This window comes from Enterococcus lactis (assembly GCF_015751045.1).
Classification (GTDB): domain Bacteria; phylum Bacillota; class Bacilli; order Lactobacillales; family Enterococcaceae; genus Enterococcus_B; species Enterococcus_B lactis.
In genome coordinates this window covers 1-14,568 of sequence record NZ_BNJW01000021.1, presented here as the reverse complement: position 1 = coordinate 14,568, position 14,568 = coordinate 1, and the positions used below count along the sequence as shown (strand labels likewise).

Here is a 14,568-nt window from a genome sequence, read left to right as displayed (position 1 = left end):
TTATTCTCCTAACTCAGCATATTGGGTAGCCACATGACGATTTGCGGGAAATAGGTAATCAAAAACAAGACGACTAGGATAATCCCATAAAACGGAAGAAGTGGTTTCAGCATGGCTTCTGCTTTTACGCCTCCTACACTTGCACCGACATATAACCCTGTACCTACAGGAGGTGTAATTGAGCCTACACACAGATTCATGATTGAAAACAATCCATAATGTACAGGATCAACCCCTACACTTGTGACGATCGGTAAAAATATTGGTGTAAAAATCAAAATAGCAGGCGCTACATCCATAAACATACCCACAAGTAATAACACAAGATTGACTAATAACAGAATCACTAGCTTATTATCCGTTACGCCCATAATCAACGAACTAATTGCCTGAGGAATACCGGTAAACGCCATGGCGAAAGACATCATGGAAGAAGTAGCTAATAAGAACATGATCGTCCCTGACATTGCTACTGATTGAAACAACATATTAGGTATATCTTTTAGTTTTACCGTTTTATAGTAAAACATAGCAATCAACAGGGAGTAAATGACAGCTATCGCTGAAGCTTCTACTGCTGTAAATATCCCCGTCAAGATACCCCCGATAATGATGACAATCAATAGAAGGCTAGGAATCGCCTCTTTTATTATTTTTCCAGCATGAGCCATCTGTCCTTTTTCGACAACAGGGTATTTATTCTTTTTAGCAACGATGAATGCTACTAGCATGATTCCTAGTGCCCACAAAGCCCCTACGAGATACCCTCCCATAAATAAAGCCGAAATCGAAGCACCACCAGCAACAAGTGAATACATGATAAAAGCAGTACTTGGAGGAATGACCGTACCTGTCGGAGCTGACGCGATATTGACCGCTGTCGCAAACTTCGGGTCATATCCTTCTTCCACTTGCTGAGGGATCAAGACTCCGCCAATCGCGGTAGAAGCGGCAATGGCCGAGCTAGAGATGGAACCAAATAAAGCATTCCCTAACACATTCGTATGAGCCAAAGCCCCCGCGTCCGACAAACAACATCGCAAAATCCACTAGTTTCTTGGCTATCCCTCCATTATTCATGATAATACCCGAAAGAACGAAAAACGGAATAGCGATGAGCGAAAAACTGTTGATACTTCCCACCATTTTTTGAGCTGAACTAAAAGCAGAAACATCAAACGGTATAACTAACAATAAAGTCATCATTGATGAGAACGCAATACTTATAGCAATCGGCATCCCTAATACAAGCAACACGACAAATACAAAAAATAACACTAATCCGGCTTCTATTGCCATTTTATTCCTCCATTTTTATATTTTTTCTTGAATTGCTGGCTTGTTGCTTAATGTATCGATTAGATTGATCAGACTATAGATAATGATGAGTATACCTGAGACAGGTATTGACAAATACACGTACCCCATCGGAATGCTTAAAGAAGGCGAGATCTGCCCCATTGTCAACGTGACAGCATTCCATCCGCCATACATCATGATCATCGCAGCAAATACCAGAAACAAACTTTGAACAACGACTTCTAAAATTTTACTTTTTTTACCAGATAATTTTTCACTTAAAACCGTTACGGCTAGATGTGCTTTTTGTCCCACAACATACGCGGAAGACAACATGGCAAACCAGACAAGACCGAATCGGACAAGCTCTTCTGTCACCGTATTCGGATTTCCTAAAACCGTTCTGGAAAATACTTGCCATAAAACGACAGCGACCATCCCAACAAGCAAAACAGCTCCTAGGATCTCTAACACCTTATTTAAAATCACTTTCATCACAGCTACGCTCCTTGCTCTTGGATCTTTTGATAAAGGTCTTTGTAGGCAGGATCGTTTTTGAATGTATCATGAAGCGGTGCGACTGCCTCTCGAAACGGTGTATTATCTACATCATTGAATTGAACTCCATGTTCTTCTTGTGCTAAAGCTTTCTCTTCTTCAATTGCTCTGGCAAAAGCTTCGATTTCAAAAACCGTCGATTCTTTTGCTGCTTCTTCAATCGCTTTTTCCTGTTCAGCAGTTAGCTGTTCCTTGATAGCATCATTCATGATGATGATATCGGGCACACGTGTATGCTCATCATAAGAATAGTATTTAGCTACCCCGCCATGTCCAGCTGTATACAAGACAAACTCATTGTTTTCTGATCCGTTGATCAAATTGGATTGAAGAGAAGTGTATACCTCATCACTTCCCATGGGGACTGGCGAACCGCCTAAAAGCTCGACCATTTTAATAGCTGTTTCGCTTTGCATCACACGGATTTTCTTTCCCTTCAAATCTTCCGGTGTATGGATTGGACCGTCTACCATATAAAAACTGCGTTGACCAGAATCATAATAGGTCAATCCGGTAAACCCTAAATCTTTGGTTGATTGGTAGATTGGTTCCATTATTTCTTCGTTATCCATCACCTTAAAGAAATGTTCTTCATCATTGAATAGATAAGGGACTGAAAAAATCGAATAATCTTTAGAAAAACTTTCCAATGCTGAGGCACTTACTTTTGTGAAATCTACTGCTCCTGACTGTGTCAACTCGATTAGTTCCCGTTCTCCACCCAGTTGTCCATCTGGAAAATACTGGATCTGTACGGAACCGTCTGTTTTTTCTTTTACTAAACGCCCAAATTCATTCATTGCATCAATTACCGGCTGGCTGTTGCTTGCATAAGCAAAGCGCAAGGTAACTGTCTCATTTACGTCTGCATCTGCGACAGTTGCCACACTAGAATTATTTCCGCAGCCGCTTAGACCTAGCAGACCTAGGCTAAGCGAACTTGCTGCAAACAGCAGTGATGTTTTTTTCATATGGGTTTCCTTTCTTTTAACAATAAGAGACGAGCAATTCTGTCAAACAAAGCACTGTTAACGACTGTCCATAAGGCATTGCTGTGATTCCGATATTCCGATAAAAATCTAAACTATCCCCCATTCCTGTCCCGATTGAAACGTTTTGGACTTCTCCTTTTTCATCGATTTGTTCAAGCAATCCTTGGATAGCACGATAAGCGACTTCTTTATATTCTTGCGGCAAATAACGTTTATGGACCGCTTTCAAAATACCGTAAGCAAATCCTGCAGTTGCAGAAGATTCCACATAAGAAGAAGGATCATCTAACAACGTATGCCATAAACCGCTTTCAGATTGATAAGTTTTTAATGCGCGCACTTGTGCTTCAAGTGTTTCAATCAACAATTTGCGCAATGCATCTTCTTTCGATAGTTCTAAGATCTCGATGATTTCTGGAATAGCAATCGTCAACCAGCAGTTTCCACGAGCCCAAAATGCTTCGGCGTAGTTATGATTTCCTTCAAACGTCCAGCCGTGATACCACAACCCTGTCCGTTTATCCATCAAGTATTTGATGTGGATCATAAACTGGTAACGTGCTTCTTCTAAATATTCTGGGCGATTCAACAGTTTCCCGATTTTTGCCAAAGGAAGCACTGTCATCATCAATGTATCATCCCACAGCTGATTCTTATTTTCCGGTCCATATGTGGCATGTTGCAACCCCTCTTCATTTGTCCGAGGCATGTCATTCATGACCCATTCTGCCCATTGTTCTAAATAAGGCAAATAGCGTGAATCTTTCGTGTCTTCATACAAGTAAGCCATCGTCAACAACGGGGCCATCGTATTGACGTTTTTTGGGGGAGCGCCTTCTTCCATCCGATCTTCAAACCATTCATTGACTACTTGATAAGCGCGAGGATTTTTTGTCATCTGGTAATTTTTATAAATACCGTATAATCCGACACCTTGTGGCCAATTCCATACTGTCCAGCTTTTGTCATCTACTTTCAATCCATCAAAGTCCAATAAAAATTCACCGTTATCGTCTTTGATCGTTGTCAGGTTTTCAACGAGCAGGTCAATTTTTTCTTTCACTAATTCTTTAGGTACAAAAATCTCTTCTTTAATAATCATCTTTATGCCACCTTTTTAAACGCTTTCATTTTTATATCCTTAATATAGCAGTAATACCGTTCATTATAAATATCGCTTTTTGAACAAAAACTGTCTAAAATTGACCTAAACGTTAAATAACAAAAGTAACTTTCAAATACTTAGAAAACAAAAAAAGAACTTGGAGAAACAACGTTTTCCAAGTTCTTTTTCATCTATTTTTTTATCTCTTTTCTATGCTTTCTTTTGCTTATCCATTGTAAGCATCAATGATGATTTGTTTCAATTCAGAGATCAATGGTTCTTTCGGATTAGCTGTCGTACATTGGTCTTCGTAAGCTAATTCAGCCATACGGTCTACGGTAGTATCTAGTGTTTCTTGTGTGACTCCTTGAGCTTTTAGACTCATGTTGATGCCGACAGATTTTCCTAATTCATAAACAGCAGTTGCTAAAGCTTCGACTAATTCCTCTGTTGTTTCGCCTTTCAGACCTAAGAATTTTGCAATATCTGCGTAATCTGTATCTGCACGGAAATAGTCATATTTAGGGAACATCGCATGTTTTTGTGGATCTTTTGCATTGTAGCGGATAATATGCGGTAAAAGAATCGCATTTGTCCGCCCATGAGGGATCCCGTATTCCCCACCGATTTTATGTGCGACTGAGTGACAAATACCTAGGAATGCGTTAGCAAACGCCATACCAGCCATTGTAGAAGCGTTGTGCATTTTTTCACGTGATTCCATATCAGGTGTTTTCACTGATTTTTCTAAATAGTCAAAGACTAACTTGATCGCTTGCAGACTCAACCCACGTGTATAATCTGAAGCCATGACTGAAACATAAGATTCAATTGCATGCGTCAACACATCCATTCCTGTATCTGCTGTGACAGATGCTGGAACTGACATAACGAATTGAGGATCGACGATTGCGACATCCGGTGTCAATGCATAATCTGCCAACGGATATTTCACATGTGTTTCACTGTCAGTAATGACCGCAAATGGTGTTACTTCAGAACCAGTTCCTGATGTTGTCGGGATACATACGAATTGTGTCTTTTCTGGTTTATCGATCTTGTATGTCCGTTTACGGATATCCAAGAATTTTTGTTTTGCACCGAAGAAAGATGTGTCTGGGTGTTCATAGAACATCCACATTCCCTTAGCCGCGTCCATTGCAGAACCGCCTCCAAGAGCGATCACTGTATCTGGCTTGAAGTCTGCCATCAATTTCGTTCCTGCGTATACGGTATTTGTTGATGGGTTCGGTTCAACCTCTGAGAAGACTTCGATCTTCACATCATTTTTGCGTCGTGCCAATACTTCACGAACTGTATCGCAGTAACCGAATTGGACCATACCTGGGTCACAAACGATCATGACACGTTCAACATTTTCCATTTTCTCTAAGTACAATAGAGAATTCTTTTCAAAGAAGATTTTTGGCGGTAATTTGAACCATTGCATGTTATTTCTCCGTTTCGCTACAGTTTTGACATTGATTAAGTTTACAGCAGAGACGTTACGAGAAACAGAGTTCTTACCATAAGAACCGCATCCCAAAGTCAATGACGGAATCATTTCGTTATAGATATCACCGATGCCGCCTTCTGCAGATGGTGTATTCACTAAAATACGACAAGCTTTCATTCGAAGACCGAATTTGACATGCAACTCTTCGTTTTCTGAATGGATAACTGCTGTATGTCCTAATCCTCCAAGATTCAACATACCTTCACACAAATCAAACGCATGGTCCATGTTGTTAGCTTTGATCATGGCAAGAACTGGAGAAAGTTTTTCTCTTGAAAGCGGATAATCTGGTCCTACGCCTTCCAATTCAGCAATCAGCATTTTCGTTCCTTTTGGTACACTGATTCCTGCCAAATTAGCGATTTCCATCGCAGAATGTCCAACGATTGATGGATTGACCGCATATTTCCCTTCGTTCATCACTGCATCTTCCAATTTTTGCAATTCATCTGGTTTTACGATATAAACTTGGTGTGCTTGGAATTCTGCTTTTACTGCTGCGTAGATTTCTTTGTCCACGATCACAGCTTGTTCAGAAGCACAGATCATCCCATTATCAAATGTTTTCGAAACGATCAAATCGTTCACTGCACGTTTGATTTTTGCTGTTTTTTCAATATAAGCTGGTACGTTACCTGGACCTACACCTAAAGCTGGTTTTCCTGTAGAGTAAGCAGACTTGACCATTCCAGCTCCACCTGTCGCTAAGACGATCGCGATACCTGGATGGTTCATTAGCATAGAAGTCGCTTCGATCGATGGATGTTCGATCCATTGGATACAATTTTCAGGAGCTCCGGCAGCGATAGCAGCATCACGTACCACTCGTGCTGCTTCTGCAGAAGATTTTTGGGCACTTGGATGGAAAGCAAAAACGATTGGATTTCTTGTTTTCAACGCGATCATTGATTTGAAAATCGTTGTGGAAGTCGGATTCGTTGTTGGAGTTACTCCGCAAACCACACCGACTGGTTCAGCAATTTCAATCAATCCCTTTTGGACATCTTCATTGATTACACCAACTGTTTTATCATGTTTGATATTATGCCAAATATATTCGGACGCATACATATTTTTGATTGCTTTATCTTCGTAAACACCGCGACCTGTTTCTTCCACAGCCATCTTTGCTAATGGCATATGTTGATCTAAAGCTGCCATTGCCATTTCATGCACGATATGGTCCACTTTTTCTTGATCAAAGCTTTCCATTTCTTTCAATGCTACATTTGCTTTTTCTGCCAAACCATCAATCATTGCTTGTACGTCAATTGTCTTCGTTTTTTCTTTTTCCATTACTTTAGCCATCATTATCCTCCTAATGGGTCATGGTTATTTGTTAAATCATTCACATGTATATCATACAATATTTGTTTTTCTATGTAAACACTTTTTTGTGATTTTTTTCACAGTTATTTTTAAATATAAAATCCCTTTATTTATAAGTGTTTACATGGAAAAATATATAAAGTTATTTATTATTATTTATATGACACATCCGATTATTCAACGTTGAGCAATGTATCCTATGCTCTTATCTCTTTCTTTTTTGAATAAAAAATGAGGTAGGACACCTTTCTGCCCTACCTCGTCTTTAAATAAGCTTTGATACTTATTTTTCTTTTTTCTCTTCTGTCTCTTCCAGCGTTTCTGTTGTTTCAGTTTTTACTTCAACTGTCTCAGCTGGTTCTTCTGTTGTTTCAACAGTAGTCGTTGCATCATTTGTTACGACAGTTCCTGGTTTGACCGTTTTGATTGCTGCACGATCGTACTCAAGGAAGATCCCTTCGCAGTCTATAACGACTGTCCGTTTATCATTGTCGATTTCTGAAACAACTCCGTGTAATCCGCCGATTGTTACGACTGAATCACCTGGTTTCATGCTATCTAACAAGTTTTGACGTTCTTGCTGTTGTTTCTTTTGCGAACGTGACATAAAAAACCACATTGCTAATAGCGCGATAAACATCACAAGCATTGGTAATGATCCCATTTTTTTCACCTCACTAATTCTGTATCTACAAAAAACACTTTAGCAGAAAAATGCTGCTAACACTAGTTTTTTACTTAATTTTTAAAAGATTTTCCTTTAGAAACTTTTTGCGTTTTCTTTATTGAACCCGTATTCTTCAAAAAAGGCTTCTCTAAATTCAAGCAAATTATCATCCATGATTGCTTGACGCACTTGTTTCATTAGATTCAACAAGAAGTATAAATTATGGTAAGAAGTCAAACGAATGCCAAATGTTTCATCACATTTGATCAAATGGCGGATATATGCACGTGTATAGTTTTTACATGTGTAACAATCACATTTCTCATCAATTGGACGGAAATCATGGGCATATTTCGCATTTTTCACTACTAGACGGCCTTGAGAAGTCATACATGTGCCATTTCGAGCGATTCGAGTAGGCAAGACACAGTCAAACATGTCTACTCCACGGATAACACCATCGATCAATGAATCAGCAGCACCGACCCCCATCAAGTAACGTGGTTTGTTTTCGGGGATCAACGGTGTAGTGAATTCTAATACACGGTTCATTTCTGATTTAGGTTCCCCGACAGATAACCCGCCGATTGAGTAACCAGGGAAATCCATGCCGACTAGATCTTTCGCGCTTTGACGACGAAGATCTTCAAATCCTGCGCCTTGAATGATTCCAAATAATCCTTGACGGTCTGGGTTAGCATGAGCTTTCAATCCTCGTTCTGCCCATCGAGACGTACGTTCTACTGATTTTTTCACGTAGTCGTAACTTTCATCGAATGGTGGACATTCGTCAAAACTCATCATAATATCAGAGCCCAATTTATTTTGGATGTTGATTGCTTTTTCTGGTGATAAAAACATACGCGAACCATTCAAGTGGTTTTTGAAATGCACGCCTTCTTCTTCGATATTCCGCATATCACTTAATGAAAAAACTTGAAAGCCGCCTGAATCTGTTAAAATCGGTTGATCCCAGTTCATAAATTTATGCAGTCCGCCAGCTTCTTCTACTAAGTCTTCACCAGGGCGTAGCCATAAATGATATGTATTACTTAAAATAACGCCAGCACCCATTTCTTTCAACTCTTCTGGGGACATTGTTTTTACTGTAGCTAATGTTCCTACTGGCATGAACATTGGTGTGGGAAAAGTTCCGTGCGGCGTGATCAATTCCCCTAAACGCGCGCCAGTATGTTTTTCTTTCTTGATTAAACGATAGCGAATGGCAGGTTGCGTCATTCATTTCCCTACTTTCTATATAAAATATCTTGACAACTCCCACCATCATAATCGTTTCAAGTGCTTTTTGCAAGTTCCCTCGGCTTCCTTCTACTTTATTTAATATTTTTTTTTTTATTTTTTTTCATGAATAACAAAAAAGAAATAAACATTATGACAGAAATATTTTTTGATACATGGTATATTGGTTTTATGAAAGAAAGGAGGGTAAAATCATGCAATCTTCTGCAGAATTAAAACGCCAAGCAAAAGAGAGTTTAAAAGGTCGGTGGGGTCAAGCTGTTTTATTAAATCTAATCCCTACATTGATTGGTATTGTTGCTATTCTTCTTATTATGATTCCTATTATCTTGTTTGCTATTGCCACATATGATGGCTCAGCGAACGTCTCAGATGCGATGGCATCAGGAAGCGGTAGTTCAGGAGGCGGTGGTGGAATTATTTCTAGCATTATCAGCGCTTTGTTCATGAGTGGTATTTCTTGGACTTATCTTGATGTTTTACGTGGTCAAAAAGATCAGATTGAACCATTCAAAGATGCATTTCGTGGATTCAAAGGTTTGTTTATCGGCGGAGTGATCGGTTTAGCTGTGTTGATTTCAATCTTTACAACATTATGGGGTTTGCTATTAGTTATTCCTGGAATCATTAAAAGCTATTCTTATTCTCAAAGCTATTTTATCTATTATGATATCGTCCAAGAAACAGGTCAAACGCCTAAAGTACTGGATACGATCACCGCAAGTCGAAAATTGATGGATGGTTACAAAGGAAAACTTTTCTGGTTAGATCTTTCATTTATCGGCTGGCATATCTTAGCATTAGCAACTGCTGGTATCGGTTATCTATGGCTCAGCCCATACATTTCTACAACAAAAGCAGCATTTTATGAACAATTGCCGAAAGATATTTAAAAGAGAGTGTGACTTGTGACCGAGGGGTTGGCAGGAGAACACCGTTTATCGAGAGGCAGTAAAAGAAATATTCAGCCTATTAGCAAAAAAGGAGGTGTGACAACATTCATGTCACACCTCCTTTTTGTATAGTTCCAGTAAAAAGAAAATCAACTTAGAAACAGTTGATCATTCCTCTCCTTCTGCTTCCGGCAATCGGTGGAACTTGATCAGTTCATTGACCGCGATTGGTACGATAGACAAAATCCCTACCAAGAACCAGTGATTCAAACTGATGTGTACTAGGCCGAATAGTTCTTGCATAAACGGCAGCAAAGCAACAGCCGTTGTAATAGCTAATGCCAGTAACGCCATTTCTACCAAAGCTTTATTGGTTGCTAAATTGACTTTAAAGATCGATTGACTGCTGCGTACATTGAACACATGCAAAATTGATGAGTAAGCTAAGATCAAGAATGCAACTGTTTGACCGACATGTTGACTTGCGTCTACCCATGGGCTGATAGTATCGACATAACTACCTAAATAATAACCAAACAAAGTTACGATGGTAAAGACCCCTGCGTTTATGGCGATTTTTTGCAATAAGCCTCGAGCAAAGATCCCTTCGTTTTTCGGAATAGGTGGCTGATCCATGATGCCGTGTTCTGCTGGTTCTCTTCCTAAAGCAAATCCTGGAAGTCCATCGGCAACTACATTGACAAACAGTAACTGTACAGCTGTGAATGGTGCGCCCCAACCTAACAGCATCGCAATCAAAACAATAAAGATCTCAGAAATGTTGCAACTTAGCAAAAAGTTGATTGCTTTACGAATATTCTGATAAACCGAGCGTCCTTGACTGACAGCATCGACGATCGTCGCAAAGTTGTCATCCGTCAGAATCATATCTGCGGCACTTTGCGCCACATCTGTACCTGTGATCCCCATGGCACATCCGACATTACTTGCTTTCAACGCTGGTGCATCATTCACGCCATCACCAGTCATCGCTACGACTGCACCCGTACGTTGCCAAGATTTGACGATTCGGATCTTATCTTCTGGCGTTACCCGAGCATAGACAGAGAGAGATTTGACACGCGCATCTAATTCCTCGTCTGATAATTGATGCAGTTCTGATCCTGAGAGTGCTTCTGACGGATCATTCAAGATACCTAATTCTTTCGCTATGGCACTGGCAGTTACCACATGATCTCCAGTGATCATGACTGTTTCGATGCCGGCCTTTTTCGCTCGCTTGATTGCTCCTTTACTTTCTGGACGCGGCGGATCGATCATTCCGATCAGACCAATCAAACGTAAGTCTTTTTCCAACGCTTCAGAAGAAATATCTTGCGGTTCTTCGTCATAAGTAGCATAACCAACAGCAATCACTCTCAGTGCCCGTTTACCGAAACGATCATTAACGATTGCTGCTTGTTCTACATCGCCTGAACTAAAGCGCGGAGCAAGAACATCGAATGCTCCTTTGGTGATTGAGATGTATTTTTCGCCCATTTGGTGAACTGTTGTCATCATTTTTCGTTCAGAATCAAAAGGAAGCTCGTTTACTCGTGGATATTTTTCTTCTAATTCTGCTTTTGTATGATAATTCTCTTCAACAGCCCTAGCGATGGCTACCTCTGTTGGATTACCTTTGATAACAAGATCATCGTCTTCTTGTTCGACCGTCACATCTGTACATAATGCAGCCATTTTCAATATTTCCATCGCGCTGTTCGTCATTGAGTCTTCGATATTCGTTACTTCATCGTCTTTGCTCCAGACTCGGCGGACGCGCATTTCATTTTGTGTCAGCGTTCCTGTTTTGTCTGAGCAGATAACATTAGCGGTTCCTAGCGTCTCTACTGCTGGTAGCTGCCGGATAATCGCATGTTTCCTCGCCATCTTCTGCACACCGTATGCAAGTGTCAACGTAACAATAACAGTCAAGGTTTCCGGTACAGCTGCAACAGCCAAGGAAATCGAAGTCATGAACATTTCAAGGAGTGGTTCTCCTTGTAATTCACCAATCACAAATACTAAAGCCGCAGCCGCTAAAGCGATCATACTGATTCGTTTGCCTAGCTGATTCAACCGGACCTGTAAAGGTGTCTTTTGCATGGTGTTTTCGTTCAAAAGATCCGCGATCTTACCCATTTCAGTAGCCATACCAATAGCCGTGACGATGGCTTTCCCACGACCTGCAGCAACCGTACACCCTTTAAATACCATATTAAGTTGGTCACCTAATGACTCATCTTCTTTTGCGACGAATGCTGCATCTTTTTCGACTGCTTCACTTTCTCCAGTCAACGCCGATTCTTCTACACGAAATTGGGATGTTTCGATCAAACGGGCATCGGCAGAAATAGCATCACCGGACTCTAAAACAAGAATATCCCCAACCACCAGTTTCTCTGACTCGACAGTGGTCACTTTGCCGTCACGTATGACAGTTGCCGTTTGTTTATTCATATCTTGCAAGGATTCCAGTGCTTTTTCTGCGTTTCCTTCTTGGACGATTGCCAATACCGAGTTGATTACAACGATAGCGACGATCAGCAGTCCTTCAAATAAATCTCCATGCTCTGTAGCAAATGCAGTATAAAAGGAAATCACCGCTGCTATAAGAAGGATGATCGTTGTAAAATCCGACAAGCTTCGAAAGAATTTTTTGATCATTGATTCTTTTGGTGCCTCATCGAATTTATTCAATCCCTGCTTTTTTCGTCGTTCATCCACTTCTTGTGAAGACAACCCAGTATCTGGATCTGCTTCCGTTACCTTCCTTACTTCTTCTATTGTCTGCTTGTATTCTTCCATCCTATTCCTCCTTTAAAATCTTCGTACAAAAAAAGGTACTAATTTTACTATAACATCCTTTTTTTAATTACTTCAAACAAAGGGCCTATTGATTATTTGTTAAGAAAGTATAAAATCCAAAGCACTTACATTTGCAAACGCTACCAAAAGATGCTATTATATAGATGTAAGGAAGGAGGATACCATCAAATAAACAGAAGAATTTCTCGATAGAACAGTGTAAGCAAACAAAGTTGTTAGAAGTACAGGTTTCACCCAGACATGCGTGTAGAGTACAAAACTATAAATAGTGAATGCGTATGGATGTTTGGATCACGAAGTATCCGAAACAAGAAGTAATGCGATACGTAACAATTGAATAACGTAAACGTCTGAAAATTGAATAGGAACAAGAGATGTTTCAAATGTTGAAGATGTAACGAAAACAAAATTTTTGTTTAACATGAAGAAATTCAACGCCGTGCTTTGCATGTATGATGGAAAGTTACAATCATTTCTGTTTATTTGAATCCTTCCGAGATACAAGAAAGCCGAGCTTATCGAGAGCTCGGCTTTTTCTTATTTGTACGCATTTTTCTTAACTTTTAACTTGCATTTTACTACATTTTTCATACAAAAATTGATCGATTGTCGCTGAAAAGTTGGTGTATCATAAAGATAGTTCTTAACTTCTTCAATGTTATTACTCGTTAATGAAGTTTCTAGTAATAACACGTGCTTCAAAGCAGAAACGCAACTGCATAATTATCTGCGAATAGAAGCATCGAAAAAAGCTGCCAGTTAAAAAATTGGCAGCTTTTTTCTTTGTTTTTACGGAGATATTCTTGACATTTTAATACTCATAGTACGATCGTTCTAACCAGTTTTATTTCACGAACATCGCATCTCCGAAACTAAAGAAACGATAGCGCTCGTCAATCGCATGCTGGTAAGCAGATAAAGTCAATTCTCTTCCTGCAAAGGCACTAACTAACATGACTAAAGTCGATTTTGGCAAATGGAAATTAGTTGAGAAAGCTTCTACCACTTTGAATTCATAGCCAGGCGTAATGAAAATATCAGTCCATCCGCTGTCTGCTTTGATTTCTCCATTAAATTTCGTCCCAATCGTTTCTAATGTTCGAATTGAAGTTGTTCCGACAGCCACGATTTTCCCGCCATTTTTACGTACTTGGTTCAATCGCTCAGCTGCTTCTTCCGTCAAACGGTAGAATTCACTATGCATATGGTGTTCTTCAATTTTATCTACGCTGACAGGTCGGAATGTACCTAACCCTACATGTAGTGTCAGATAGACTAATTCAACACCCTTTGCTTCAATCTCATCAAGCAGTTCTTTCGTAAAATGCAATCCCGCTGTTGGCGCTGCAGCAGAACCATTTTCTTTCGCATAGACAGTTTGATAGCGATCTGGGTCTTCCAGACGTTCTTTGATATATGGAGGCAATGGCATTTCTCCCAACGATTCAAGAATCTCTAGAAAAATTCCTTCATACTCAAAGTCAATGATACGTCCGCCGTGTTCCAATTCTTCTTTCACTACTGCTTGCAATCTGCCATCACCAAAAGAGATTCTTGTCCCAACTTTGGCACGTTTCGCAGGTTTGATCAATGTCTCCCACGTATCTCCTTCTGTATTCGTTAGAAGAAGGACTTCTAAATGAGCACCAGTATCTGGTTTTTCTCCATATAAACGAGCAGGTAGAACGCGTGTATTATTCATGACTAGCGCATCACCAGGGTGTAATTCTTCAATGATTTCATGGAAATGCTTGTCTTTCATTTCTCCAGTTTTCCGATCCAAAACAAGTAAACGAGAATGATCGCGGTCTTTTAATGGTGTTTGTGCGATCAACTCTTCCGGCAAGTCAAAATCAAAATCTTCTGTTGTTAACATATCGTCACTCACTTTCTATCATGTGCTTCATCATTCTATCATGTTTTTCGTTCTGTTGGCAAAATCAGCACATTTTTATCCTAGCTTTTTATTTCCCGCCGATTGTAAAATTAAGCTAGACAACTAAAAAAGTCATTTGTGCTACACTCAAAATAGTTCCGACCAAAGAATTATAAGGAGTGAGTACAAATGACCTATACCCATCTTACAACGGATGAACTTGTAATAATAGAGTCTTATTTCA

9 protein-coding genes and 1 pseudogene are annotated in these 14,568 nt (G+C 39.8%); 1 reads left to right on the top strand and 9 read right to left on the bottom strand.

The genetic code is table 11. The annotated features are described in order from the left end of the window. Positions 1-8: 8 nt before the first annotated feature. The 7 genes and pseudogenes from KFO35_RS10905 to tgt all read right to left on the bottom strand — a co-directional run bounded on the left by KFO35_RS10905 (position 9) and on the right by tgt (position 8,705). A pseudogene (locus KFO35_RS10905) lies at positions 9-1,299 on the bottom strand (TRAP transporter large permease). Positions 1,300-1,314: 15 nt separating this feature from the next. Continuing rightward, on the bottom strand, positions 1,315-1,794 hold the full coding sequence (locus KFO35_RS10900) for a TRAP transporter small permease (RefSeq protein ID WP_002315590.1): 480 nt from the start codon (positions 1,792-1,794) through the stop codon (positions 1,315-1,317). A 5-nt stretch (positions 1,795-1,799) separates the two neighbouring features. After that, entirely contained in the window at positions 1,800-2,828 is a 1,029-nt protein-coding gene (locus tag KFO35_RS10895) for a TRAP transporter substrate-binding protein (protein ID WP_002293394.1), read from the bottom strand. A 16-nt stretch (positions 2,829-2,844) separates the two neighbouring features. After that, positions 2,845-3,951: a beta-galactosidase BglB gene (gene bglB, locus KFO35_RS10890; protein WP_002309738.1), complete on the bottom strand. Its 1,107-nt coding sequence runs from the start codon at positions 3,949-3,951 to the stop codon at positions 2,845-2,847. A 229-nt stretch (positions 3,952-4,180) separates the two neighbouring features. Then, complete coding sequence (gene adhE, locus KFO35_RS10885; protein WP_025477298.1) at positions 4,181-6,778, bottom strand: bifunctional acetaldehyde-CoA/alcohol dehydrogenase; 2,598 nt, start codon at positions 6,776-6,778, stop codon at positions 4,181-4,183. A gap of 304 nt (positions 6,779-7,082) precedes the next feature. After that, a complete protein-coding gene (yajC, locus tag KFO35_RS10880) occupies positions 7,083-7,463 on the bottom strand; it encodes a preprotein translocase subunit YajC (RefSeq protein ID WP_002293398.1) in 381 nt (126 codons plus the stop codon). A gap of 96 nt (positions 7,464-7,559) precedes the next feature. Then, positions 7,560-8,705, bottom strand: a complete 1,146-nt coding sequence (tgt, locus tag KFO35_RS10875; protein WP_002294183.1) for a tRNA guanosine(34) transglycosylase Tgt — start codon at positions 8,703-8,705, stop codon at positions 7,560-7,562. Between the two features lie 215 nt (positions 8,706-8,920). Here tgt and KFO35_RS10870 point away from each other — a divergent pair, with 215 nt between their 5' ends. Continuing rightward, entirely contained in the window at positions 8,921-9,619 is a 699-nt protein-coding gene (locus tag KFO35_RS10870) for a DUF975 family protein (protein ID WP_025477297.1), read from the top strand. Positions 9,620-9,787: 168 nt separating this feature from the next. On the opposite strand, the gene KFO35_RS10865 is transcribed toward KFO35_RS10870, so the two are convergent. Then, complete coding sequence (locus tag KFO35_RS10865; protein WP_156272315.1) at positions 9,788-12,427, bottom strand: cation-translocating P-type ATPase; 2,640 nt, start codon at positions 12,425-12,427, stop codon at positions 9,788-9,790. Between the two features lie 865 nt (positions 12,428-13,292). Then, positions 13,293-14,324 (bottom strand): tRNA preQ1(34) S-adenosylmethionine ribosyltransferase-isomerase QueA, encoded by a 1,032-nt coding sequence (queA, locus tag KFO35_RS10860; RefSeq protein ID WP_002293403.1) that lies wholly within the window; start codon positions 14,322-14,324, stop codon positions 13,293-13,295. Positions 14,325-14,568: the final 244 nt, after the last annotated feature.

Bases quoted from the DNA above. Each gene is read 5' to 3' on its own strand.
- KFO35_RS10900 (WP_002315590.1), bottom strand. From the start codon at position 1,794: ATGAAAGTGATTTTAAATAAGGTGTTAGAGATCCTAGGAGCTGTTTTG.
- KFO35_RS10895 (WP_002293394.1), bottom strand. From the start codon at position 2,828: ATGAAAAAAACATCACTGCTGTTTGCAGCAAGTTCGCTTAGCCTAGGT.
- bglB (WP_002309738.1), bottom strand. From the start codon at position 3,951: ATGATTATTAAAGAAGAGATTTTTGTACCTAAAGAATTAGTGAAAGAA.
- adhE (WP_025477298.1), bottom strand. From the start codon at position 6,778: ATGGCTAAAGTAATGGAAAAAGAAAAAACGAAGACAATTGACGTACAA.
- yajC (WP_002293398.1), bottom strand. From the start codon at position 7,463: ATGGGATCATTACCAATGCTTGTGATGTTTATCGCGCTATTAGCAATG.
- tgt (WP_002294183.1), bottom strand. From the start codon at position 8,705: ATGACGCAACCTGCCATTCGCTATCGTTTAATCAAGAAAGAAAAACAT.
- KFO35_RS10870 (WP_025477297.1), top strand. From the start codon at position 8,921: ATGCAATCTTCTGCAGAATTAAAACGCCAAGCAAAAGAGAGTTTAAAA.
- KFO35_RS10865 (WP_156272315.1), bottom strand. From the start codon at position 12,427: ATGGAAGAATACAAGCAGACAATAGAAGAAGTAAGGAAGGTAACGGAA.
- queA (WP_002293403.1), bottom strand. From the start codon at position 14,324: ATGTTAACAACAGAAGATTTTGATTTTGACTTGCCGGAAGAGTTGATC.